Source organism: Pseudomonas mangiferae, assembly GCF_007109405.1.
GTDB classification, from domain to species: Bacteria; Pseudomonadota; Gammaproteobacteria; order Pseudomonadales; family Pseudomonadaceae; genus Pseudomonas_T; species Pseudomonas_T mangiferae.
In genome coordinates this window covers 258,753-280,850 of sequence record NZ_VJOY01000003.1, presented here as the reverse complement: position 1 = coordinate 280,850, position 22,098 = coordinate 258,753, and the positions used below count along the sequence as shown (strand labels likewise).

Sequence of the window (22,098 nt, the reverse complement as noted above, 5' to 3'; positions counted from 1 at the left end):
AGCTTGCATGTAGCAGAATGAGATTGGTTTGATTAAGCGGCTGATATATAAGGAAATTAACGAAGAGTGGCGAATGGCACGGTCCCTGCTCTTATGACCGCGGTTGTTCCATCCCCCCCTTCATAGGAGCGCTTCAAATGTCCGTATGCCTGAAGACTATCGCTGCTGCTTTTCCCGATCATGCGGTCACCGCGCAACAGCGTGCCGATGGTGGGCAAGTAATCGTTCTCGAGAAGGACGGCGTACAGGTCAAGCGCAGCATTCCCTCTCCGCAACTGAGCGCTCCGGTTCGTACCGAGTGGGTGATCAGCGCAATTCGTCGTGACCTGGAAGCAGGCGCTGCGGTATCTCCGCTAGTAGCCCAGCGCGCCAAGCGCGCGGCGGCGGGTTCCGCTCAACTGTCCTGATCGAGTGAGTGGGCTGTTCAGCTCCCCTGTCGAGCTGAACAGTGAGGGCCGTTAAGTCGCCCAAAGAATGAAATGGCGTCAATAAGTGGGCCGAGGGAGCCTCGGTCGGCTAGTCGGGAAGACGCAATAAGCGATCCAACGGCATATAGCCCCTGAATGTCCCCTACTCGGCCCGCCTTTCGGCGGGCTTTTTTTTGCGGGTCAGTTGGGGACTTCTTTCTCGCCCGGGTCTTTGCCTTCCGGGTCATGGTGTTCGATCACCGCATTGACCTCGGCTCCCAGGAGCAATACGGCGGCGGAGATGTAGAAGTACAGCAGGAGCACGATGATCGCGCCGATGCTGCCGTACATGGCGTTGTAGTCGGCGAAGTTGCTCACGTAGTAGCCGAAGCCGAGGGAGGCGCAGATCCAGATCACCACCGCCAGGATCGAGCCGGGGGTGATGAAGCGGAATTCCTGCTCCACGTCCGGCGCGACGTAATACAGGGTCGCCACCGCAATCATCATCAGGACGACTGCCACGGGCCAGCGCAGCCAGGCCCACAGGGAGACGATGAAGTCTTCCAGGCCCACTTGGCTGGCAAGCCAGCCCATGACCTGGGGACCGGTGATCATCAGGCCCGCTGCGCAGAGCAGCAGCACCGCGATGGCGATGGTGTAGACGATGGACAGGGTGAAGCGCTTCACGGTGGAGCGCTGTTCCTGCACGTCATAGGCGTAGTTGAGGGCATTCATGATGGAGCGAATGCCGGACGAGGCGGACCACAGCGCCAGCAGGATACCCATCGAGAGGAAGCTGCTGTCCTGGGACTGCATCTGGTCGATGATCGGGTTCACCAACTCGATGGCCTGGCCCGGCAGCACCAGAGCCGCCTGTTCCCTCAACCAGGCGAAGAATTCCGGCAAATGCAGTGCGCTGACCATGGCCAGCAGGAACAACAGAAAGGGAAACAGCGAAAAGAGTGCCTGGTAGGCGAGGCCGGCGGCAAACGTCGGCATATCGTCTTCGATGAACTCGTTGATGGTGCGCTTGACCAGGGTCATCGCACTTATACCCTTCAGATCGAACATGCGAGAGGCTCCTTTACCCTTCTAATCGGGGATGCTTACGCCTGTTATGACCCGCTCCGCTGCGGAACGCTCAGGAGAATTCCGTTTTCCACCAAGGGCTGGATTTCTGTATGCATATACAGTATCGTCGGTTTTCCCCTCGACGCGGCCATTCCATGCCGTGTCCTTAGCGCAGCCATTCAGGCTGCTTTTTTTTGCGTCGAATTTTTTTTCAAGGCCATGCAAAACGCCTGCTGCTCCAGACGCTTCATTGCAAAACGCAAGCGTCATGTGAATTTCACATTTTTTTTGTATTTTAAAATCAGTTACTTACCTAAAGGTGACGAATGGCATGGTTACTGCTCAGAAGAGCAGGCGCAAACCCGTTCTCGAAGGGTGACGCTTCTTGAATCACTGCCGGAGTTCAACGAATGAACGAAACCTTCGCTGCCTATTCCGCCTCGTCGGAAGACCCTTCCAGCCGCTCTGCCGTTTCTTGGGGCGCCATCTTCGCCGGTGCCGCTGCTGCTGCGGCACTGTCGTTGATCCTGATCCTGCTGGGTGCAGGCCTCGGTTTTTCCGCTGTCTCGCCTTGGGCCAATGATGGCGTGGGCGCCGACAAGATCGGTATCGGGGGCATCGTCTGGATCGCCCTGACCCAGATCGTTGCGTCCGGGCTCGGCGGCTATGTTGCCGGTCGCCTGCGGGTGAAATGGGTGTCGCTGCACCATGACGAGGTCTACTTCCGCGACACCGCCCATGGCTTCCTGGCCTGGGCCGTGGCCACCCTGGTCACCGCGACCCTGGTGCTGTCGGCTACCGGTAGCCTGATCGGCGGCGCAGTGAAGGCCGGTACCACCGTCGCTGCCGGCGCAGCCACTGCAGTGGGTGCTACTGCGGCCAGCGCGGCCGATGGCAGCGACCAGACCTTCGGCTATTACGTGGACACCTTGTTCCGCACCGATCGCCCAGCAGCGGTGAGCGACGATGCCGTCCGTAGCGAAGTGGCGCGCATCTTCGGCAAGACCCTGGCCAATGCCAAGGACACTGGCGACCTGCAACTGAGCGCCGAGGACCGCAACTACCTGGCCCAGGTCGTAGCCCAGCGCTCCAACCTGACCGTGCCGGAAGCCGAACAGCGTGTCGATGCCGTGTTTGCCCAGGCTCGTCAGGCCGTACAGGAAGCCAAGGCCGCCGCGTTGAAGGCTGCCGATGACGCCCGCAAGGTCGCAGCTTGGACCTCTCTGTGGATGTTCATCGCCCTGCTGTGTGGCGCGTTCGTGGGCAGCCTGGGGGCTACCTTCGGTGGTCGTCAGCGTGAAGCGGTGGTCTACCTGACCGCTCGCGATGGCACCTACGCGACGACCGTCGACCGTCGCTGATACCAGGCAGTAGAGGTTGAAAACGGCAACCCTCGGGTTGCCGTTTTTATTTGCAAGGCTCTTGCAGTTTGCAATGTGACCGACGGTCATTCGTGCGTTTTGCAAGGTGTGCTGTTCAGGTCTAAACCCTAAGTACCTGTCGCGCATGGAATTGGATTTTCGTCCGCGATGGCCTGATGTTTGCTCCCTAGGATTGACCTACTCAGGAGTGTTCTCCATGGAACTCGCTCAACACGCCTTCACCACGGCTTTCCCCGACTTTTCCGTCACCCTGTCCGCCAATCCAGACCATAGCCTCGTGCTGGTGCTGCGCGGTGATACCGCCACCAGCGTCGTCCGGCGCACTATCCCGGCGAGTGAGTCGCGCTCCCACGGGTATCTGGAAAAGTGGATCAGCGCCATCCGCCGCGACCTCGCCCAGAGCGAAGCCGCCTCCGGCACCTTGGGTTATGACCCGCTGCTGGCCGTGCTCCCGCGCTACGCGCGACACTGATCCGGAGCGGCTGAGAATGGAGGTCAGGATCAAGAAGGGCCCTAGTGCCACTTGGCGGGTCTACCTCAACGACTGCTTCATCGAGTGCGACAGTCGCCAGACGGCCGTCGAACTCTATGAGAAAGCCGTCATCGGCTCCCTGGCGCCTCGGGGTGGCAGCCCCCATCCCCTGACGGCGGGTTCGGCCTTCAAGCCGCGCCGCGAGCGCACCTCCTGATCTGACGGGCGTTCTTCAGGCCGCTTCCCCATACGGCGGCCTTTTTCCATGACAATGACCATGGTCGACATTTATCGGACCCATACGAAAGTCCGAGCTGAGCAGATTGCATTCAGCCGCTATGCTTACCGCACTCCCCAGCAGAGCGGTCAGCATGGAAAGTAGTCCCATGATCCCCGAGAACGAGCAGCGGCGTCTGGTACGCGTCAAGGAGCTTTATCAGCTCGAACGCGACGGGGACGAGGAATTCGATTGCATCGCCGCGCTTGCAGCCCGCCTGTTCAAAGCGTCCATCGCGCTGATCTCCATCGTCGACGAAAAGCGCCAGTGGTTCTGCGCCCGGGTGGGCATCACCACCCATGAAACCCCTCGCCACCATTCCTTCTGTGCTCACGCCATCCTCGGCGACGAGCTGTTCGAGGTCTGTGACGCCCGCCTCGACGCGCGCTTCCACAAAAACCCCTTGGTGCTGGGCGAGCCCCAGATCCGCTATTACGCCGGCATTCCCCTGTGGACCGATGACGGCCTGGCCCTGGGTAGCCTGTGCATTATCGACGACCAGCCAAGGCCGCCCATGGAGCCCGAAGAGCGCGCTCTACTGCAGACCCTGGCCCAGTTGGCCATGAAGCGGATCAACAGCCTGCGGGCCATCAACTACATCGATTCACCCACCGGTCTGCTCAATCGCCTGCGTCTGCAGGAGGACGTCCAGCGCCTGCTGGACACTGGCGAGCAGCCCATGTGGCTGGTGGCTGCCGATGTGGTCTCGCCGGTCTTCCTCAACGAGATCGTCAAGGCATTGGGCTACGTGTTCAGTACCGAGCTGATGCTGCGTATCAAGGAGCGCCTGCAACTGCTGATGCCCCCGGCCACTCCGTTGTACAAGCTCAGCCCCACTCGGTTTGCCTTCATTCTGCGCGGCGATGATGCCGAGAGCCGCCGGGCCACGGCGCTGTTCAGCACCATCCTGGAGGCGTTTCGCGAAGAAGTGGTGTGCGACAACATCCCCATCCGTACCCAGCTGGGGCTTGGCGTGCTGCGCATGCGGCCCCAGGGGGAGGGCCGGGCCGACTGGCTACGTTGCCTGATCAGCACCGCCGACCACGCCCGGGCCACCGGTACCGGCTGGCGGTTCTACAGCGAGCAGCGCGATCGGGCCCAGCTGCGCGCGTTCGGCCTGCTCAACGCCCTGCCCACCGCCCTCAAGTCCGAAGACCAGCTCAGTCTGCACTACCAGCCGAAGCTGGACCTGCGCAGCGGCGAATGCACTTCGGTGGAGGCGCTGCTGCGCTGGACCCACCCCACCCTGGGCGAGGTCTCGCCCATGGAGTTCATTCCCCTGGCGGAAAAGACTGCCCTGATCCGCCCCATCAGCCTGTGGGTGATGAACCAGGGGCTGCGGCAGATCGCCGAGTGGCGGCGCCAGGGCTGGCGGTTCGGCCTGGCGTTGAACATCTCGGCCCTGGACCTGGAGGACGAAGCCTTCGTCGACCACCTGTTTCCGCTGCTGGACCACTACAGTGTGGAGCCCGAGCAACTGGAACTGGAACTGACCGAAAGCACGCTGATGAAACGCCCGGAGATGGTCAAGACGCAGCTGGAACGCCTGGTGGCGCGGGGCATTCATCTGGCTATCGATGACTTCGGCGCCGGCTACAGCAACTGGGCGTACCTGCGGGAGATCGCCGCCCGCTCGCTGAAGCTGGACCAGTCCTTCGCCCGAAGCCTGGACTCCAGCGAACGCAGCCGGGAGATCGTGAAGACCATGATCCAGCTGGCTCGCAGCCTCGGCTATCGGGTGGTGGCCGAGGGCATCGAGAACGAGAGCACCTATCGCCTGCTGCGGGAGTGGCAGTGCGACGAAGGGCAGGGCTACTACCTGGCATTGCCCATGCCGGCGGACGACCTGATCGCCTGGCTGGACGCGCACCAGCAGCGGAACGAGTAGGGGCGTCGAGGCGGTGGGGCACCGTGTCCTCGCTGCCGATGATGACCGTGCTTCTCCTCGATACTCGTACATCCTCATCCCGGTCCTGAGTGGCTAGAACGCTATGCCAGCGGCCTGGTGCCGACGGACGTCAGGCGGATTCTTCGCACCTTCTCCAAGCCCGCGCAGTCTCTCTTCCATGAGGGTTCGGAGGTCGAGGCATGGACAAGCGGTGCAACGAGGGTGCGGAGGCGAGTGACGGTGAACTCGCGCTGTTGTCGCAGGATGCGCTGCAGGCCATCGCTCGCGCCGAGGGCGTGCCGCTGGTGGTTACGGATCCGGCTCAGGCGGACAATCCCATCGTCTACGCCAACCAGGCATTTCTCGACCTGACGGGGTACGCCGCAGGCGATGTCCTGGGCCGCAACTGCCGCTTCATGCAGGGCCCTGAAACCGATCCGCGGGCATTGGAGCTGCTGCGGGGGGGCCTCGCCGGCAAGCAGGAAACCGTCGTCGAGTTGCTCAATTACCGCCGCGACGGCACGCCGTTCTGGAATGAACTGGTAGTGGCCCCGGTGAGCGACGGCAAGGACGGCGTGCGTTACTACATCGGCCTGTCCCGCGACGTGACGCGTCGCCGCGAGGCCGACCAGAGCCTGTACCAGGCCCAGAAGATGGACGCCCTCGGCCAACTCACCGGCGGACTGGCCCACGACCTGCACAACCTGCTGCAGGTGATGGTGGGCTACCTGGACATGATTCGCCTGCAGAACGGCCGGGAACAGCCGGACCCCCGGCGCATCCAGCGCAGCGTGGAGAACGCCTTGGGCGCGGCCGATCGTGCCAGGACCCTGACCCAGCAACTCTTGGCCTTTTCCCGGCGACAGAAGTTGGAGGCGCGCTCCACCGACCTGAACGCACTGCTGCAGGACATGCAGCCGTCGATCCAGCGCATCCTGGGCACCGACGTGGCCCTGGAAGCCCGCCTGGCCCCTGACCTGTGGTCCTGTAAAGTGGACCCGTTGCAGGCCGAATCCGCCTTGCGCAACCTGTTGTTGAACGCTTACGACGCGCTGGCAGGCGTCAGCCCGCGTGAGGTCCGTATCAGCACCGAGAACGCCTGGGTGGCGTCCGAAGACGTGGGGCTGGGGGATGATCTCCAGCCCGGTCCTTATGTCTGCGTGTCGGTCACCGATTCAGGGGCCGGCATCCCGTTCGAGCACTTGGGTCGGGTCATCGACCCGTTCTTCACCACCAAAGGCGCGGGGCCCGGTTCGGGTCTGGGCCTGTCCATGGTCTACGGGTTCGCCCGCCAGTCGGGCGGTACACTGCGAGTGTTGTCCGGACAAGGTATTGGAACCACGGTCAGCCTGTTCTTCCCGAGGGCAGAAGAGCAGCGCTCCACGGATGCGGCCATTGGCGCAGCCTGCTCTATAGAGTCTGTCGGCCAGGGCGAGCGCGTCCTGGTGGTGGAGGACCGGGCCGATGTGGCCGAACTGGCGCAGGTCATGCTGGAGGAGGCCGGCTACGCAACCCTGGTCGCCTACGATGCGGTCCAGGCGCTGAATGTGCTGGAGAAGCATCCGGTGGACCTGCTCTTTACCGACCTGAGCATGCCTGGCGAGATGAACGGGGTGACCCTGGCTCGGGAGGCGGTCAAGCGCCATCCAGGTCTGCGGGTTCTGCTCACCACCGGCTACGCCGATGCGGACTTGGCGCGTACCGACGGTGACGGTAAACGGTTCGAGACCCTGCCCAAGCCCTATGGTCACGACGATCTTTTGCGTCAGGTGCGGTGCGCACTGGAAGCAGCCTACCGGCCCTCTGCTTCTTCCGCCTGATCGGTCACCGTTCGTCCAGTGGGTCGCACCCGTCCGCGAGGATGGGGACAAAAAATACAGGCCCTTCGACACCGGAGCCGTGACATGCCGGTACAGATGCGTCGATGCAGGCTTCGACCCGATGAATGGAGAAGCGACATGACACCCAAGACACTCGCGGCATTGGCCCTAAGCGGCCTTCTCACCACCACGGCATTCGCCTCTTCGGTCTCCCCCGGCAACGGGGTAGGTGGAACCGGCACGGGGAATGGCACCGGTGCGTCCGGTAGCGGCATGGGGAGCGGCGCCGGCACGGGCAACGGCATGGGTACCGGGACAGGCACTGGGACCGGGACCGGGACCGGTACTGGGACGGGCGCGGGTACCGGCTCCATCGGCACCGATTCCGGCATGGGCACTGGTACGGGAACGGGCAGCACCGGCACCGGTACTGGTACCGGAACGGGCGGCATGAGCGCACCGCCGGCAGGCGGTACCGGTGGCATGGGGACGGGCACCGGCGGTACGGGCACCGGTACCGGGGGCTCCATGGGCAGTGGCTCCGGCTCGGGCATGGGGTCGGGTGCCGGAACCGGCACTGGTACCGGGGGTAGCACGGGTGGCAGTACCAGCGGCGGCATGGGGGGTTCCGGCGGCGGTACGGGCGGGGCTGCCGGTGGCTCGGGTGGTGCTGCGGGAGGAGCCGGTGGCGGTGCAGGTGGTGGAGCTGGCGGCGGAAGCTGATCGCTAAACAGCACAAGCCCCGCTTAGGCGGGGCTTTTCATTTGAAGGGAATTATTCAGTACCGAAAGACAATGAAGGACGATCCGGCGGCCGGGTGCCGCTGAGCAGCCTGGGTCAGTAGGTCCCACAGCGATTGCGCAGGAGTTCGGCCTGGATATCGTTCACCAAGGTATCCAGCAGGCCCCGATTTTCCAGGTGACGCTGGTAGAGCAGGCGACTGATGACCGAAGAACTAGCGGGGTCGCTGATGGTGAGCTCGATCACTTCGTCATGTACGTCCAAAGCGAACGGGGTGTCACTGGGCAAGGCAGAACGGATTTTTGCGGTAAGACGATGCATGGCGTGGCTCTTACTGTCTATGCACGTAAGAAATGACCTGAGGGCCGAGGTTTTCGTTCGAACCATCCATCGGCATATCTGCGTCATTCCACCACATGCCAGGAGGTTATCGGTGAGTGGCCAAGCCAGCCGATACGCAGAAAAGCTAGCCTGCATTTTGCACGACCCCTGAATCGTTCACCGTGCAATTTAACCGTAACATCGTGTGCTTATGTAACGCATGCCATTGTTTATTAAGGATTTTATTTAGCGTGCGATGAGGCACGCTCCGTGCACCATCAGGGGGAACCTTACCCGGCTATGGAGCGTAAAGATGTCGAGCCTGTTCGAGGTAAATTCGGTCATCGACCGTCTACCGCAACGATTCAATACCCACCAGTTCGCCCAGGCCTATCTGGATCTCTATCCCGGCCACTTCGCCGGTTTGTTGCGTAGCCAGGGTTCCCCCCGGCAAGCCGAGTTGGCTATCCGCGGCATTCACGCCCTGATGGGCAAACACCTTCAGCGCCACTGTGCCTTAACGGTACGAGCCCTGACTCGCCGGCAGCGGACGTTTCCGTTTCTCGCAGCTCCGGTGAACGATGCGTTTTCCATGTGGCAGCGCATGTAGCGCTGCGCTGACTCCGTTCAGAGGAGATTTGTCATGAAGGTCATGGTCTGCACGGTACTGGCAACATGCGCTCTGGGTACACAGCTTGCCCTGGCAGACGTAACGACCGGTTTGCCGAGCGCCGGCACTTCGGCGCCGCAAACCGAGAGTCGTCATGAACAGCAGGACAAGCAGTCCGCTCCTGTCATTCATACCCGAAACACTTCATCCACGACTAAGGACAAGACCTCTGCGGGTGAACATAAAAAGACCAGCAAGGAGAAGATTAAGAAATCCTCCGCGCAATAACGGACACGGATTTTTGTGTTGAACGCTTTATAGAAAGACTTTCTCTAAATCATGCAGGCCACCTAAACAAGGAGATACCCCATGCGTTCCATTCTGCTTTGGCTGCTCGGTGTACCGATCCCGGTCATTATTCTGCTTGCCATCTTCTGGCACTGATCCCGGAACATTAAAAAGCCCCGCTTGGCGGGGCTTTTTAATGCCTGCAGTTCGAAGAAGACTTCGAACTGCAATTGGCCATCAGTTGGCCTTTTTGTGGGCAGCGGCCAGTTTCTTGGCCATGTCCAGGTGGCTTTCCAGCTTCGGCAGGGTTTTCTTGGCGAAGGCTTTCAGCTCGGCATCGTCCGCAGTCTCGGCTTCGTCACGGAAGAGCTCGATGGTTGCCTCGTGAGCCTTGACCTGGTTATTGGCGTAGGCTTCGTCGAAGGATTCGCCGTCGCGCAGCTTGAGAATGAAGGCCTTGGCCTTGTTCATCAGCTCGGCGTCATCGGCCACTTTGAGTTTCTTCTCGCTGGCGAGGGTGGCGAGTTCCTTGTTCGCCGCGGTGTGATCGTCGATCATCATCTGGGCAAAGCTCTTCACATCGGCGGATGTGCCTTTGTCCAGCGCCAGTTTGCCGGTTTCGATTTCGGCGATGCCCTTGGCCGACGCCTCATCGACGAATTCACGCGGGCTCATCTTGTCAGCAGCATAGGCAGATGCCATCACGCCGAAGTAAGTGGCAACGGCGCCGGCAAGCAAAGTCTTCATGTTCATGGGATTTCCCTTCTTAGCGGACAATGGACTCGTAGCGACCAGCCTGTGCTGGTTCACCACGTGTGACCCTGTGCTTCGGTGATGGGTTCAGGTCAAGCAGATGGGCATAAGTCGTAGATGTGTTGGCCCATGAGAGCAATCCTGTTGAACTCTTCGCGGCGAACGTTCTTCCAACTTATCGGGGCGTCATTGAACGCCGCTCTTTATTGGTTGAATGGAGTTTTTGCCATGCTCAAGAAAACACTTGCCGCAGCTGTCGCTACCGTTTCCTGCCTGGCCGCAGGTGCCGCCCTGGCGGACCGCCCGGGTGCCGACTGGATCACCATCGAGCAGGCGATCGACAAGGCCAAGGCCGCCGGTTACACCCAGATCAACAAGATCGAGGCCGACAACGACGGCTATTGGGAAGGCGAAGGCCTCAAGAAGGACACCAAGGTCTATGAGTTCCGCATCGACGGCAAGACCGGCAACGTGCTGCGTGACAAAGAAGACTGAGGTCTTCTCGGAGTACCAAAGGCCCCGCTTGATGCGGGGTTTTTTATTGCGCGCCGTACAGGCTTATTGGTGGGCAGTGGGGGTGGAAACGCTTCGCGGTTTTCCACCCTACGGGCAGGCAAGGCGTAGGGTGGATAACGTTCCACTGTCCACCAGAACTTCGGGGCTGGTGAATCTCACATCTACAGCCACTCCTTCCAACCTCTTCAGACATTGCGACCTCGTGACGGGCCCCTTTCTTTCAGCAATGCGGTCGCTTCTTCGTGAAAAACCTCCTCACGAGATTGACTGCCTTTACGGTAAAGCGCTTCTCGCATAACCCCGGACCGTTTACGTTTCTCACGCCTACCCACTGACGCCGAACTCCCACTACCTGCCCATGAATCAAGCGCTTCTCTCATTGCTTGAATTGTTATGTTATTACATATTTAATCCGCTCGGCGACAATTCTCCCACGCCGCTTCTGCGAGCGGTTGTGCTCAGGGGAGTGCGAAGCGGTGTCGGGGCGGCATCGCTGCAGGAGAGCGTCGGTCGAGCGTGCGTTTCCTTTTCATATTTGCGCCTTGCGCATGAGGTTCACGGGGTAATCCATGAAAGCATTTCCACATTCACTGGCCTGGGCGATGGGCCTGGCGTTGTCGCCTGCGGCAATGGCGCAGGCTGCACTGGAGCTGGACACCGTCGAGGTCAGCGCCAGCGCCCTCGGGCGTTCCCCTCGCGAGATGGCCCAGCCAGCCGAGGTGTTGCAGGGTCCCGATCTGATGAAACGGCGCGGCGCGACCCTGGGGGAGACCCTGGACGGCCTGCCCGGCGTGCATGCCAGTGATTTCGGTGCAGGCGCCAGCCGGCCGATGATCCGCGGCCTGGAGGGCGCCCGGGTGAGGGTGCAGAGCGACGGCATCGAGACCCTGGATGCCTCGACCATCAGCCCCGATCATGCGGTGACGATCGAGCCGTTGCTGACCGAGCGCATCGAGGTGCTCAAGGGCCCGGCAACCTTGCTCTACGGCGGCGGTGCCATCGGTGGGGTGGTCAACGTGATCGATACGAAGATTCCGACCGCAGTGCCGGAAAAGGGCTATGCCGGCCAACTGGAGCTGCGGGGGAACAGCGTGGCTGACGAGGGCGCGGGCGCTGCCGGCCTGACGGTCGGCCAGGACCACTTCGCGCTGCGTCTGGAAGGGGCCAAGCGCCAGGCGAATGCCTACCGCATCCCGGGGGCGGAGGGCGACCCCCGCTCGGACAGGCAGGACGGCGCCTACAACGACACCGACACCGGCACCCTCGGGGCCAGCTGGATCGGCGACCGAGGTTACCTCGGCCTGGCTTATACCCAGCAACGCAACCGCTACGGCTTGCTCGCCCACCAGCACGCCGACTGCCATACCCACGGTCCGCGCGACTGGCACTGCGCCAGCCATGACGACCACGACCATGACGACGATGCTGGCGACGACCACGACCACGACCACGACCACGACCACGCGGGCGTGCCCTACATCGACATGGAGCAGAAGCGCTGGGACCTGCGGGGCGACCTCAGCGATCCCCTGACCGGCTTCGAACTCGCCCGGCTGCGGGTTTCCCACACGAACTATGAGCACCGGGAAATCGAAGGGGGCGAAGCGGCCACGACCTTCAACAACGATGCCACCGAGGGGCGCCTGGAACTGACCCACCAGCCCCTGTTCGGCTGGCGCGGCGTGCTCGGCGGGCAGGTACTGAACAGGGACTTCGAGGCCCTGGGCGAGGAAGCCTACGTGCCGCCCACCCTGACCCGGAACTACGGGGTGTTCCTGCTGGAGGAATACCGCGCCGGCGACTGGCGCTACGAGCTCGGCCTGCGCCACGAATGGCAGGCCATCGATGCGCGCCGCGAGCCGGATTCCGATCACGCGGGAACATCAGTGTCCGCCGGGGCGACCTGGACCTTCGCCCCGGACTATTCCCTCGGCTTCTCGCTGTCCCGCTCGCAACGCCTGCCGACGGCCGAAGAGCTGTACGCCAACGGCCCCCACGCGGCGACCCGCACGGTCGAGCTGGGCAACCCCGACCTGGACGAAGAAACCTCGTACAACGCGGACATCACCCTGCGCAAGTTCGTCGGCCGCACTCAGTTCAGCCTGAGCCTGTACCGCAACGAGGTGAGCGACTTCATCTATGCCGCCGACACCGGGCACGTGGTGGGCGGCGGCTACCGGGAGGTGGAATACCGCCAGCAGGACGCGGTGCTGACCGGCGCCGAGGGGGACGTACGCGTCCAGGTGACGGAGGCCTTCGCCGTGACCGTCTTCGGCGACCATGTGCGCGGCAAGCTGAAGGCGGGCGGCGACCTGCCGCGGATTCCCGCCGATCGCCTGGGCGTGCGTCTCGACCAGGCCTTCACCCCGGCGCTGGACGGCCAGCTGGAGTTCTACCGGGTGCAGCGTCAGGACGACCTGGCCGCCTACGAGACGGAAACCGGTGGCTACAACATGCTGGGCGCCTCCCTGGTCTACAGCGGCGTCCTCGACGAGACCGACTACCAGGTCTATCTGAAGGGCGACAACCTGCTGGACGCCGAGGCCCGCAACCACAGCTCCTTCATCAAGGACGAGGTGCTGCTGCCCGGGCGCAACCTGACCCTGGGCGTGAGGCTCAGCTTCTGAGGCCGGACCTTCCTGCGCCGGCCGGGTCGGCGCAGGAAGATTTCAGGGGGGATGCCGGGCCCCGGGTACCAGGGCGTGCCGCCTGATGACCGTATCGTTCGTTTCGTGAGTCCGCCTGCCGTGGCAGGCCCTCGCAACGGCAGCCTTTGACGCACACCTTCGGCTCGTCCCGACAGGAAATGAGGTTCTTAGACCCGCATGCTCGCCGGGTCCGCACGACTGCCGTGCCATGCGGCGACCCGGCGGGCGAGCGGTGCTGCCTGCCCTCATTCGCTTCACCTCGAGCCTCTTTTCTGAGGGGGTCAAAGGCGTCGACTACGCGATCACGAGACGCCTCCCGGCAGGGGGCAAGCGGACTCGACGAGCTTACCGCCGTGCTCCGCTATTCCCGCCAAACTCCCGTTCGGACGGCTGCCCATAGGCAGGCGATGGGTGCCTTCTGGCGTATCCGCTACCCGGCGGCCACCGCCATCTGCCTAGCCCGCCAGGGCCAGCGCGCCGCAGGTGTCGACCAGACGCCGGCGGGCCGGAGCGGAGGTGTCGAGGAAGCCGAGTACGGCATCGCGGGTCGCTTCCCAGGCGCGCTTGTGTTCCATGTCGAGGAAGTGCCCGGCGTTGTCGATGGTGGCGAAGTGGCTGTCGTCGATATACGCGGCGAAGCGGCGGGCGTCCGCCGGGGGCGTGTAGGCGTCCCGTTCGCCATTGACGAACAGCAGCGGGATGTCGATGGCGGTGAAGGCGTCGCAGTAGTCCCGGGATTCCAGGTCGAGCATCTGCTGGATGTGGGCATGCATCTGCCGGTACTCGTGCAGGTCGAGGCTGGCGATATGGCGATGGTTGTGGCGCTTGTACAGCGCCGACAGGTGCTGGCCGATGGTGGCGTTGACCAGCCCCGCGACGCGCTCGCGATCGCCCTGGCGCAGGTGCTCCAGGCCCCGGGTCAGGTAGTCCAGCATGGCGTCGTTGAAGGTCGGGGCGAAGGAGGCGATCACCGCGCGGGTCACCGTGCGGGGCCGCCGCGCCAGGGCCATCAGGGCGGCGATCCCGCCCCAGGAGAACGCCATCAGGTGGTCGGCGCGAACGTGGTCGATCAAGCCCGCCAGGATGTCCGCCTCGCGCTCCTTGCCCAGGCACACGCCACTGACGTTGCAGGCTTTGGAGCGCCCGGCATAGGGGGCGTCGTAGAGCACCACGTTGAAGCGCGGGTACAGGTAGCGCAGCGTCTGGGCGAAGGAAGCCGTGGTGGCCAGGGAGCCGTTGACCAGCAGCAGGGTCTTGTCCGCCTGGGGCGAGCGGTAGTGCTCGGTGTGGATGTTCCAGCCCGCTACCGCGATGACGGCGGTTTCCGGTTTCATGTCGCTGCCTCCGATGCCGGTGAATGACGCGGCGCCTCGCGCCGGGTTCCCAGCAAACCGCTTGGGCATGACAGGGGCGTGTCAGCCCGGGCCGTGGGGCGGGCTGAGCGACGGCCGGTCAGAAGGCGGTGATCTCCTCGGCGCTCAATGGCCGGTAGTCGCCGGGCGCCAGGGCCGGGTCCAGGAGGATCGGGCCGATGCGCTCGCGGTGCAGGCGGACCACCTTGTTGCGGAAGTGGCCGAACATGCGCTTGACCTGGTGGTAGCGACCTTCGTGCAGGGACAGGCGCGCTTCGCGAGGGGACAGGATGTCCAGCTCGGCGGGGAGGGTGGTGTGGTCCTCATAGGCGAAGTGGATGCCCCGGGCGAATGCCTCGACGCAGGCGGGGTCGATCGGGTCTTCGGTGCCGACGAGGTAGACCTTGGGCAGGCGGCTGCCGGGGAGGGTGGCGCGACGCGACCAGAGCCCGTCGTTGGTGATCAGCACCAGGCCGGTGGTGGTCAGGTCGAGCCGCCCGGCCAGGTGCAGTTCGTGGGTGTCGGGCTCGTCCAGCAGGTCGATCACGGTCCGGTGGTGCGGATGGTGGGTGGCGCTGACGCAACCGGCCGGCTTGTGCAGCATGAAATAGCGGGCGGGGAGACCGCTTTGGATCGGTCGATCATCCAGCTCCACGCGCTGGAAACGCGAGATGGGGCAGTCCGCTTCGGTCTCCAGGCGGCCATCGACCCGGACCCGCCGCGCCACCAGGGCTTGGCGCACGGCCTGGCGGCTGAGGCCGCCCAGGTGACCCAGCAGGCGGTCCAGGCGCATCAGCCGTCCACCCCGTGGCCCGCGGCGCAGCGCGGGCACAGGCAGGCCCGGTTACGGGCGTCGGCCGGCACCCGCTCCAGCGCCTCCGGGGACACCGTGGTCTCGAAGCACCAGCAGGGCTGGTCGCGGCGGGCCGGGTCCGCCTGGGTGCAGCGGTTCGAAAGGCCGCAGAGCGGGCATCGGCAGGGGTCGACGGGTTCGGGCATGGCAGCGGGACGGGACAGGGAGCGCCAAGGGTGGGGCGCGGAGTCGGGCGATGCAAGCGAAGGAGAGGGGTGTCGGCGAAATACGCGGTAAAGGTTGACGACGGCCACCGCGGGATACGCCCCGTTTGCCGCTGTCCTAGCTCCCAGGCGCCGCTCGTTCTCGCGCCTGCCTGCGGTCGAAAGGAGGCCGCCATGTATCGAGCTCTCATCCTGACTGTATGTGGCGCGTTCCTTGGCGGATGCGCCGTCTACGACTACCCCGTTTATTACCCCGCGCCGGCCCCCGTGAGGGTGGCCGAACCCATCAGGTACTACAGCGTTCCTCGCTACGACGTGGCACCGGCTCCGGTGATCTACGTTTCCGGCCCTCACTACTATTACCGGCCTTCGCCCCGTTATCTGCCCCCGCCGCCTCCGCCCCGCTGGGGACCAGGGCCTGGTTACTGGCAACCCCGTTACCGGCCGCCGATGTACGGCCCGCCAAGGCCGGGGCCGGGCATGCCGCCTCCGCCCGGCGTCCACGGGATGCCCATGCGGCGCTGAGCCGCGGCGCTACAGGTCGGCGAGCGGGTGCGGGCCATCCCAGGTCGGCTCGAAGTGGGCCGCCACCACTCCCTCGGGTACGGTATCGATATCCGGCCAGTGCCAGCGGGGCGCCTGGTCCTTGTCGATCAACCGGGCCCGGACGCCTTCGGGGAATTCCGGATGGCGGCAGCAATTCAGGCTCATGGCGTATTCCAGGCGGAACACCTCGGCCAGGGACAGCGTGCGGGCGCGGACGATCTGCTCCCAGACTAGATGCGCGGTGAGCGGGCAGCCCCCCGCCAGGGTCTTGGCCGCCCGTGCCAGCAGCGGGTCCGGGTCGCCCGCCAGACCCACCAGGGCATGCCAGGCTGCCGGGGCATCGCTGACGTCCAGCAGCGCATCCAGGCGTTCTCGGCGCGGCAGCCACTGGGCCGCGGGCAGGGCCTCCCGCGCCTCATGGCCCAAGGCCTGGAGCAGGCTGATGAGCTGCGCACCCGGGCGTTCATTCCAGTTCAGTTGGGTCAGGCCCTCCAGCAGCGCATCCTGCTGGTCGTCCCGCAGGAAGCGGTCGGCCAGGCCCAGGTCCAGGGCGTCCCGGGCATTGATCGGGCTGCCGGTGAGGCCGAGGAACAGGCCCAGCTTGCCCGGCAGGCGGGACAGGAAATGGCTAGCGCCCACATCCGGGTAGAGGCCGATGCCGATTTCCGGCATCGCCAGGCGACTGCTGGGGGTAACGATGCGCACCGAGGCGCCCTGCAGCAGGCCCATGCCGCCCCCCAGCACGTGACCATGGGCCCAGCACAGCAGCGGCTTCGGGTAAGTGTGCAGGTGGTAGTCGAGACGGTACTCGTCGGCGAAGAACCGCGCCGCCAGGGGCGGCACTTCGGCGGGGCGTTCGCGGCAGGCCTCCACCAGCCGGCGCACGTCGCCCCCGGCGCAGAAGGCTTTTTCGCCCAGGCCGCGCAGCAGCACGCAGGCAATGCCGTCGTCCCGGGCCCATTCGCCCAGGCGCTCGCTCAGGGCATGGATCATCGGCTGGGAGAGGGCATTGAGGCTATCCGGCGCCGCCAGGGTGGCGATGCCAATGCGCAGGCCCTGGGAAGCCCGGCGCTCTTCGAATTGTACGTTCATGGTCGAATCCCCGGACGCCCGCGGGCGTCCTGGCAAGGGCGGCGAGGCCCGGTGAAGGGAAGGGCGCGCCCGCCGAGCGGTCCGTGCCCGGCGTGGCCGCTCAGCGGTTGCGCCATTGCGGGTTGCGTTTTTCCAGGAAGGCGTTGACTCCTTCGCGGGTGTCGTCCGCCTCGAACAGGTCGACGAAGCGCTCGCGCTCCTCCGACAACCAGGCGTTGGGGCCGCGTTCCCGGGCGCCCTGGATCAGCGGCTTGATGGCGCGCACCGCCACCGGACTCTGCCGCGCCACCTGGGCCGCCAGCAGCAGCGCCGTGCCGCGGGCCTCGCCGCTGTCCACCACCTGCTCCACCAGGCCGATGCGCAGGGCCGTCTCGGCGTCCACCCGCTCGCCGCAGAGGATCATCCGCTTCGCCCAGCCCTCGCCCACCAGCCAGGGCAGCGCCTGGGTGCCACCGGCACACGGCAGCAGGCCGACCGCGGCTTCCGGCAGGGCCATCTGCGCCTGCCGCTCGGCGATCCGCAGGTCGCAGGCCAGGGCACACTCCAGGCCGCCACCCATGGCATAGCCGTTGATGGCGGCGATGGACACGCCGCGAAAATCCCGCAGGGCCTCGAAGGCCTCGCCGAAGCGGCGGGCCATCTCCCGTGCGCGGCTGCGGTCGCCGTCGGCGAACAGGTTGAGGTCGGCGCCGGCGCTGAAGAACGTGTGCCCCTGGCCGGTGATCACCAGGGCGTAGATGTCGTCGTCGTGGTTGAGGTGCTCGATGAGCTGGCGCAGGCCGATCAGGGACTCGCGGTCCCAGGTGTTGGCCGGCGGGTGGTTGATGGTCAGCAAGGCGGTGTGCCCGTGCTTCTCCACGGTGAGCTTGTGAGTCAGGTCGGACGGGCCGGGTGCGTAGGCTTCGACAGCGGTGTTCATGGCTTCCCTCAAGGTGCGGCGCACGGGGCCTCGGACTCCGCGGCGGCCTCGGACGCGGCCGCCTGCGGAGGCGCCTGCAAGGCCTGGGAGGCATGCAGGCGACGGGCGATGGCCGCGCGCAGGTGTTCGTCTCGCCCCTGGACGCCGGTGTGCATCTCGCTGTCGCGGGCCCGGCGATCCAGGGCGTAATCGTTGAGATAACCGGAGCTGGCCCGGAGTTGCAAGGCGGCACGGCACAGGCGCGGCCCGTGGTGGTCGGTGTAGTGCTTGGCCGCGGCGCAGAGCAGGCCGGCCTGGGGCGCGTCGTCGTCCAGCTGACCGGCCGCCAGGCGCACCAGCTGCTGGCCGGCGATGAGCGCGGCGTAGGGTTCGGCGAGGGCCTCGGGGACCTGGTCGACGGTCAGCGGCGACGGTTCGGGCACCCCGGTATGGCGAGGGTCGCGCAGCACCTGGCCCAGGGCCGCCTGGGCATTGCCCACCGCCACCGCGGCGAGTGCCAGGTGCGCACGCTCCCGGGCCCGGCGCAGGGCCTCGGTCGCCTGGCCCTCGGCGCCAAGCCGCTGGCCGGCCGCCACCCGAGCGCTGTCGATGCGCAGCGGGCGCGAGGGCAGGGCACGCCAGCCGCTGCGGGGTTCCTCGGCGCCGAAGCCGACGCCTTCGGCGGCCACCGGCAGCAGGAACAGGGTCGGTCCGGCGTCTTCCAGCTCGGCGTCCACCAGCAGCAGGTCGCTGGCCGCGGCGGCGGGAACCGCCCCGGGCAGGCCATCGAGGCGATAGCCGTCGTCGTCCCGGGTGGCGCGCAGCGGTGTCGGGGTGGCCTCGCCCAGGGCGAAGGCCACCAGCACTTCGCCGGCGCACAGCCGGGATAGCCAGTGGGCTTTCAGGGCGTCATCGGCGAAGCGGTCCACCGTCCAGGCGGCGACGTTGTGCAGGGCGATGAAGGCTGCGGTGGCGCCGCACCCGCTGGCCAGTTGCTCCAGCACCAGGGATTCGTCCAGGGCGCTCAGGCCGAGACCGCCGTGGGCGGGGCTCGCCGAGAGGCCCAGGTAGCCCTGGGCGGCGGCACGGGCGATGGCCTTCAGCGGGAAATGGCCCTCGCGGTCCCAGTCGTCCGAATGGGGAGCCAGTTCGCCGCGGGCGAAGGCGAATGCCGCTTCCACCCGTTGCCGCTGCGTGTCGCTGAATCGATAGTCCATGGTGCCTCGCCGGTCGGAGCAGGCGCCGCGCGGCAGACGCGCGGCCATCCCTATCCTTGACCGCGGAACGCCGCGGGCCGTTCGCGGGCGTGCCGGGGGTCAGGCGGCGGGCGGGGTCTTCGCCGGCGGCTTGGCGCCCAGCAGCTTGAACCACAGCGGCGCCTCCTCGGCGATCTGCTGCAGCAGGCTGTCGCTGGCTTCGACGGACTCGCCCACCACCGGGAACAGCCGGCGCAGCGCTGGCGCATCCCTCAGCGGCGGGGCATCGGCGGGCGGGAGGGCCTGCAGCAGGCTGGCCACCTGGACCAGGTCGGCGAGGTCGGCGAAGGCCTGGTCGCGGTGCCACTCGCGACGCTGGCGCGCCACGTCGATCATCGCCGGGGGCTGCTTCCAGGCGGTGAGGATCACCACCCCCACCGGCCCGGAAAGCTCCTCGCACAGGGCGCGCAAGGCGTTCTCGTCGCGGGGGAAGTCCGGCCAGCGCTCCAGTTCGGCCAGCAGCGGCAGGCTGCCGATGTCCTGCAGCAGCCCCGCCAGCAGGGCGTCGTCCACCGACGCCACGGGGCTGCGGGCCGCCAGGCAGGCGCAGTAGGCGGCGCGCTCCAGGGACGCCCGCCAGCGGGCGCGGAAGACCTTCTGCAGCGGCAGTTCCTTGCTGATGAAGAGGTTGCGCATGCTGAAGCCCAGCACCAGTTGGTAGAGCTTCTCGGTGCCCAGGCGGCCGAGCACGTCGCGCAGGCTGTTGCACGGGCGGGCGCCACGCAGCATCGGGCTTTCGGCGAATTGCAGCAGGTAGGCGGCCAGGGGCGGGTCACTGTTGATGACCCGGCTGAGCTGCTCCAGGGAGGTCCGCGGGTCGTCCAGCAGGCGCCGGATGCGCAGGGCGTTCTCCGGCATCTGCGGGATCTTCGCCTCGCCCTTGAGGAAGCGGGTGTACAGGGCGAAGCGCAGGCTGTCGGTGGACGGCGGCGGGAGGGTGCTCATGAAGCGGCCAGGACTCCTGGATTGACAAGCCGGGCGGGCTTTTCTAGGGTGCGGCGGCCATGTACAGGACGGGTGGAGCCATGACTGCCAGCGATGATCGTATCAAACTCGAACCGGGTTGGAAGGAAGCCCTGCGGGACGAGTTCGACAAGCCCTACATGCAGTCGCTGCGGGCGTTCCTGATGCAGGAAAAGGCCGCCGGCAAGGTGATCTACCCGCCGGGGCCGCTGATCTTCAATGCCCTGGATTCCACGCCGCTGGACCAGGTCAAGGTGGTGATCCTCGGCCAAGACCCCTACCACGGGCCGAACCAGGCCCACGGCCTGTGCTTCTCGGTACAGCCCGGCGTGCCGGCGCCGCCCTCGCTGCAGAACATCTACAAGGAGCTCAAGCGCGACCTCAATATCGAGGCGCCGCGCCACGGCTACCTGCAGCACTGGGCGGAGCAGGGCGTGCTGCTGCTCAACACTTCCCTGACCGTCGAGCAGGCCCGCGCCGGCTCCCATGCGGACAAGGGCTGGCAGCCGTTCACCGACCGGGTGATCGAGGTGGTCAGCGAGCGGCGGCCGCATCTGGTGTTCCTGCTCTGGGGCGCCCATGCCCAGAGCAAGCAGCGGCTGATCGACGCCAGCAAGCACCTGATCCTGCGCTCGGCCCACCCCTCGCCCTTGTCCGCCCATCGCGGCTTCCTCGGTAACGGCCACTTCAGCCGATGCAATAAATTCCTCGAACAGCACGGCCTGGCGCCCATCGACTGGCGCTTGCCGGAGTTGTCCGCCGCCTGAGGCGGCTCAGGCCGGGGCGTCCTTGCAGGGCATCTCGGCGAAGCGCTGGTGCAGCTCGTCCAGGCGTTGCCGCACCCGCTCGCGCTGGGCCGGCTCGGCGTCGTTGAGCAGGTCGGCAAGCAGCCGCGAGAAGGCGTTCAAGGAGTGATCGAACGAGGTGTGGTAGGCCTCGCTCCAGAACTGCTCGCGCTGCTGGATGAGGGAAGTGAGGGTGGCCGGGAAGTCGTCGGCACCGCGGTTGGCCAGGGCAGCGCGGAAATGGGTCTGCCAGTTCTCGCGATTGCCCAGCCACAGGGCGTTCTGCCCGCCCAACTCGTTGGACCAGGCGAGAATGCGCGCCCGCTGGGCGGCATTGAGCCGGCCGAACCAGCCCTGCAGGCGCTGCTGCATGCGCTTGGCACGGTCCTCCACCTGTTCCTGCAGGGGCGGGTCCAGGTAGTCCTCTTTCCACTTGGCCTTGTCCTCGTCCAGACGTGTGTTCACCTGGGCCACCTGCTCGTCGCTCAGGCTGCGGGCCAGGTCGATGGCGTCGGGGGTGATGCGCACCGCCACCTGGTGCACCGCGTTCTTCATTTCCAGCAACTGGCTGGCCACCTGGTCCGGCTTCACCGGCCGGGCATCCACCAGGGTCCGCGCGCGGTCGATCCATTGGGCGTAGGCGGGCAACTGGGTGCGACAGTGCCAGGCGAGGTGGGCCTTGAGGCCGGCGTCGAGGCGCGCCTTCTGGGCCTTGTCCAGGGTCACGTAGTCCCGCAGCGACCAGGGCACCAGCCAGTCCACGTTGCGGTAGGCCAGGTCGAGCCGGGTACAGCCGGCGATCAGCACGAGGGCCAAGCAGGCCAACAGGCGGCGGGCGAGACGTACGTCCAGTACCGGCATAGGAAGCTCCCAGGGGCGCCAGGCTGGGGCGAGGCATGCGCCTCGCCGGCGTGAAGCCGCGATGGGGGCGGCTCCTGGGTTCTGACCGGGGGGCGGAAAGGGAGGTTCCCCCTGCCCAGCGAAGCGATGCCGCG

At 65.7% G+C, this 22,098-nt stretch carries 23 protein-coding genes; 12 read left to right on the top strand and 11 right to left on the bottom strand.

Annotation, left to right across the window (positions count from 1 at the left end; translation table 11 throughout):
- Window positions 1-137: 137 nt before the first annotated feature.
- A complete protein-coding gene (locus FM069_RS05650) occupies window positions 138-407 on the top strand; it encodes a DUF3509 domain-containing protein (RefSeq protein WP_143487312.1) in 270 nt (89 codons plus the stop codon).
- A 201-nt stretch (window positions 408-608) separates the two neighbouring features.
- Here FM069_RS05650 and FM069_RS05645 read toward each other — a convergent pair whose 3' ends face one another.
- Window positions 609-1,478: a YihY/virulence factor BrkB family protein gene (locus FM069_RS05645; RefSeq protein ID WP_143487311.1), complete on the bottom strand. Its 870-nt coding sequence runs from the start codon at window positions 1,476-1,478 to the stop codon at window positions 609-611.
- Between the two features lie 410 nt (window positions 1,479-1,888).
- Between FM069_RS05645 and FM069_RS05640 the strand changes: the two genes are divergently transcribed.
- From FM069_RS05640 to FM069_RS22020, 6 genes are all read left to right on the top strand, one after another.
- Window positions 1,889-2,839: a hypothetical protein gene (locus tag FM069_RS05640; RefSeq protein WP_143487310.1), complete on the top strand. Its 951-nt coding sequence runs from the start codon at window positions 1,889-1,891 to the stop codon at window positions 2,837-2,839.
- Window positions 2,840-3,056: 217 nt separating this feature from the next.
- Window positions 3,057-3,332, top strand: a complete 276-nt coding sequence (locus FM069_RS05635; RefSeq protein WP_178106671.1) for a DUF3509 domain-containing protein — start codon at window positions 3,057-3,059, stop codon at window positions 3,330-3,332.
- Between the two features lie 16 nt (window positions 3,333-3,348).
- Entirely contained in the window at window positions 3,349-3,549 is a 201-nt protein-coding gene (locus FM069_RS05630; protein ID WP_143487308.1) for a hypothetical protein, read from the top strand.
- 169 nt (window positions 3,550-3,718) lie between these two features.
- Window positions 3,719-5,497, top strand: a complete 1,779-nt coding sequence (locus FM069_RS05625) for a putative bifunctional diguanylate cyclase/phosphodiesterase (RefSeq protein WP_233281986.1) — start codon at window positions 3,719-3,721, stop codon at window positions 5,495-5,497.
- A gap of 200 nt (window positions 5,498-5,697) precedes the next feature.
- Window positions 5,698-7,317, top strand: coding sequence for a histidine kinase famiy protein (locus FM069_RS05620; protein WP_143487306.1), 1,620 nt, complete (start codon window positions 5,698-5,700; stop codon window positions 7,315-7,317).
- A gap of 598 nt (window positions 7,318-7,915) precedes the next feature.
- Entirely contained in the window at window positions 7,916-8,047 is a 132-nt protein-coding gene (locus tag FM069_RS22020) for a hypothetical protein (RefSeq protein ID WP_267904171.1), read from the top strand.
- 107 nt (window positions 8,048-8,154) lie between these two features.
- On the opposite strand, the gene FM069_RS05615 is transcribed toward FM069_RS22020, so the two are convergent.
- Entirely contained in the window at window positions 8,155-8,379 is a 225-nt protein-coding gene (locus FM069_RS05615) for a hypothetical protein (protein WP_143487305.1), read from the bottom strand.
- Window positions 8,380-8,692: 313 nt separating this feature from the next.
- Between FM069_RS05615 and FM069_RS05610 the strand changes: the two genes are divergently transcribed.
- On the top strand, window positions 8,693-8,989 hold the full coding sequence (locus FM069_RS05610) for a hypothetical protein (RefSeq protein WP_143487304.1): 297 nt from the start codon (window positions 8,693-8,695) through the stop codon (window positions 8,987-8,989).
- A 33-nt stretch (window positions 8,990-9,022) separates the two neighbouring features.
- Window positions 9,023-9,277, top strand: a complete 255-nt coding sequence (locus FM069_RS05605) for a hypothetical protein (RefSeq protein WP_143487303.1) — start codon at window positions 9,023-9,025, stop codon at window positions 9,275-9,277.
- 237 nt (window positions 9,278-9,514) lie between these two features.
- Here FM069_RS05605 and FM069_RS05600 read toward each other — a convergent pair whose 3' ends face one another.
- Window positions 9,515-10,030 carry a DUF4142 domain-containing protein gene (locus FM069_RS05600; protein ID WP_143487302.1) on the bottom strand — a complete coding sequence of 172 codons (516 nt, stop codon included), beginning with the start codon at window positions 10,028-10,030 and terminating at the stop codon, window positions 9,515-9,517.
- Window positions 10,031-10,258: 228 nt separating this feature from the next.
- Here FM069_RS05600 and FM069_RS05595 point away from each other — a divergent pair, with 228 nt between their 5' ends.
- Window positions 10,259-10,525, top strand: a complete 267-nt coding sequence (locus tag FM069_RS05595; protein WP_143487301.1) for a PepSY domain-containing protein — start codon at window positions 10,259-10,261, stop codon at window positions 10,523-10,525.
- Between the two features lie 590 nt (window positions 10,526-11,115).
- A complete protein-coding gene (locus FM069_RS05590) occupies window positions 11,116-13,173 on the top strand; it encodes a TonB-dependent receptor (protein WP_143487300.1) in 2,058 nt (685 codons plus the stop codon).
- A 476-nt stretch (window positions 13,174-13,649) separates the two neighbouring features.
- Here the strand turns inward: FM069_RS05590 and FM069_RS05585 are convergent, their stop codons facing one another.
- From FM069_RS05585 to FM069_RS05550, 7 genes are all read right to left on the bottom strand, one after another.
- Window positions 13,650-14,528 carry an alpha/beta fold hydrolase gene (locus FM069_RS05585; protein WP_143487299.1) on the bottom strand — a complete coding sequence of 293 codons (879 nt, stop codon included), beginning with the start codon at window positions 14,526-14,528 and terminating at the stop codon, window positions 13,650-13,652.
- Window positions 14,529-14,646: 118 nt separating this feature from the next.
- Window positions 14,647-15,339 carry a pseudouridine synthase gene (locus tag FM069_RS05580; protein WP_143487298.1) on the bottom strand — a complete coding sequence of 231 codons (693 nt, stop codon included), beginning with the start codon at window positions 15,337-15,339 and terminating at the stop codon, window positions 14,647-14,649.
- Window positions 15,339-15,545 carry a cysteine-rich CWC family protein gene (locus FM069_RS05575; protein ID WP_143487297.1) on the bottom strand — a complete coding sequence of 69 codons (207 nt, stop codon included), beginning with the start codon at window positions 15,543-15,545 and terminating at the stop codon, window positions 15,339-15,341. Before FM069_RS05575 ends, FM069_RS05580 begins: the two co-directional genes overlap by 1 nt.
- Window positions 15,546-16,097: 552 nt before the next feature.
- A complete protein-coding gene (locus FM069_RS05565) occupies window positions 16,098-17,201 on the bottom strand; it encodes an enoyl-CoA hydratase/isomerase family protein (RefSeq protein WP_143487295.1) in 1,104 nt (367 codons plus the stop codon).
- Between the two features lie 100 nt (window positions 17,202-17,301).
- Window positions 17,302-18,120, bottom strand: a complete 819-nt coding sequence (locus FM069_RS05560) for an enoyl-CoA hydratase (protein ID WP_143487294.1) — start codon at window positions 18,118-18,120, stop codon at window positions 17,302-17,304.
- An 8-nt stretch (window positions 18,121-18,128) separates the two neighbouring features.
- Window positions 18,129-19,316, bottom strand: coding sequence for an acyl-CoA dehydrogenase family protein (locus FM069_RS05555; RefSeq protein WP_178106670.1), 1,188 nt, complete (start codon window positions 19,314-19,316; stop codon window positions 18,129-18,131).
- Between the two features lie 99 nt (window positions 19,317-19,415).
- Complete coding sequence (locus FM069_RS05550) at window positions 19,416-20,300, bottom strand: HDOD domain-containing protein (protein WP_143487292.1); 885 nt, start codon at window positions 20,298-20,300, stop codon at window positions 19,416-19,418.
- A gap of 80 nt (window positions 20,301-20,380) precedes the next feature.
- On the opposite strand from FM069_RS05550, the gene ung reads away from it, so the two are divergent.
- A complete protein-coding gene (gene ung, locus FM069_RS05545) occupies window positions 20,381-21,085 on the top strand; it encodes a uracil-DNA glycosylase (RefSeq protein WP_143487291.1) in 705 nt (234 codons plus the stop codon).
- Window positions 21,086-21,091: 6 nt separating this feature from the next.
- Here ung and FM069_RS05540 read toward each other — a convergent pair whose 3' ends face one another.
- On the bottom strand, window positions 21,092-21,964 hold the full coding sequence (locus tag FM069_RS05540; RefSeq protein ID WP_143487290.1) for a DUF6279 family lipoprotein: 873 nt from the start codon (window positions 21,962-21,964) through the stop codon (window positions 21,092-21,094).
- Window positions 21,965-22,098: the final 134 nt, after the last annotated feature.

What these genes read in the sequence shown, in the direction of transcription:
- FM069_RS05650 (WP_143487312.1), top strand. Translation starts at nt 138, where the DNA reads ATGTCCGTATGCCTGAAGACTATCGCTGCTGCTTTTCCCGATCATGCG.
- FM069_RS05645 (WP_143487311.1), bottom strand. Translation starts at nt 1,478, where the DNA reads ATGTTCGATCTGAAGGGTATAAGTGCGATGACCCTGGTCAAGCGCACC.
- FM069_RS05640 (WP_143487310.1), top strand. Translation starts at nt 1,889, where the DNA reads ATGAACGAAACCTTCGCTGCCTATTCCGCCTCGTCGGAAGACCCTTCC.
- FM069_RS05635 (WP_178106671.1), top strand. Translation starts at nt 3,057, where the DNA reads ATGGAACTCGCTCAACACGCCTTCACCACGGCTTTCCCCGACTTTTCC.
- FM069_RS05630 (WP_143487308.1), top strand. Translation starts at nt 3,349, where the DNA reads ATGGAGGTCAGGATCAAGAAGGGCCCTAGTGCCACTTGGCGGGTCTAC.
- FM069_RS05625 (WP_233281986.1), top strand. Translation starts at nt 3,719, where the DNA reads ATGATCCCCGAGAACGAGCAGCGGCGTCTGGTACGCGTCAAGGAGCTT.
- FM069_RS05620 (WP_143487306.1), top strand. Translation starts at nt 5,698, where the DNA reads ATGGACAAGCGGTGCAACGAGGGTGCGGAGGCGAGTGACGGTGAACTC.
- FM069_RS05615 (WP_143487305.1), bottom strand. Translation starts at nt 8,379, where the DNA reads ATGCATCGTCTTACCGCAAAAATCCGTTCTGCCTTGCCCAGTGACACC.
- FM069_RS05610 (WP_143487304.1), top strand. Translation starts at nt 8,693, where the DNA reads ATGTCGAGCCTGTTCGAGGTAAATTCGGTCATCGACCGTCTACCGCAA.
- FM069_RS05605 (WP_143487303.1), top strand. Translation starts at nt 9,023, where the DNA reads ATGAAGGTCATGGTCTGCACGGTACTGGCAACATGCGCTCTGGGTACA.
- FM069_RS05600 (WP_143487302.1), bottom strand. Translation starts at nt 10,030, where the DNA reads ATGAACATGAAGACTTTGCTTGCCGGCGCCGTTGCCACTTACTTCGGC.
- FM069_RS05595 (WP_143487301.1), top strand. Translation starts at nt 10,259, where the DNA reads ATGCTCAAGAAAACACTTGCCGCAGCTGTCGCTACCGTTTCCTGCCTG.
- FM069_RS05590 (WP_143487300.1), top strand. Translation starts at nt 11,116, where the DNA reads ATGAAAGCATTTCCACATTCACTGGCCTGGGCGATGGGCCTGGCGTTG.
- FM069_RS05585 (WP_143487299.1), bottom strand. Translation starts at nt 14,528, where the DNA reads ATGAAACCGGAAACCGCCGTCATCGCGGTAGCGGGCTGGAACATCCAC.
- FM069_RS05580 (WP_143487298.1), bottom strand. Translation starts at nt 15,339, where the DNA reads ATGCGCCTGGACCGCCTGCTGGGTCACCTGGGCGGCCTCAGCCGCCAG.
- FM069_RS05575 (WP_143487297.1), bottom strand. Translation starts at nt 15,545, where the DNA reads ATGCCCGAACCCGTCGACCCCTGCCGATGCCCGCTCTGCGGCCTTTCG.
- FM069_RS05565 (WP_143487295.1), bottom strand. Translation starts at nt 17,201, where the DNA reads ATGAACGTACAATTCGAAGAGCGCCGGGCTTCCCAGGGCCTGCGCATT.
- FM069_RS05560 (WP_143487294.1), bottom strand. Translation starts at nt 18,120, where the DNA reads ATGAACACCGCTGTCGAAGCCTACGCACCCGGCCCGTCCGACCTGACT.
- FM069_RS05555 (WP_178106670.1), bottom strand. Translation starts at nt 19,316, where the DNA reads ATGGACTATCGATTCAGCGACACGCAGCGGCAACGGGTGGAAGCGGCA.
- FM069_RS05550 (WP_143487292.1), bottom strand. Translation starts at nt 20,300, where the DNA reads ATGAGCACCCTCCCGCCGCCGTCCACCGACAGCCTGCGCTTCGCCCTG.
- ung (WP_143487291.1), top strand. Translation starts at nt 20,381, where the DNA reads ATGACTGCCAGCGATGATCGTATCAAACTCGAACCGGGTTGGAAGGAA.
- FM069_RS05540 (WP_143487290.1), bottom strand. Translation starts at nt 21,964, where the DNA reads ATGCCGGTACTGGACGTACGTCTCGCCCGCCGCCTGTTGGCCTGCTTG.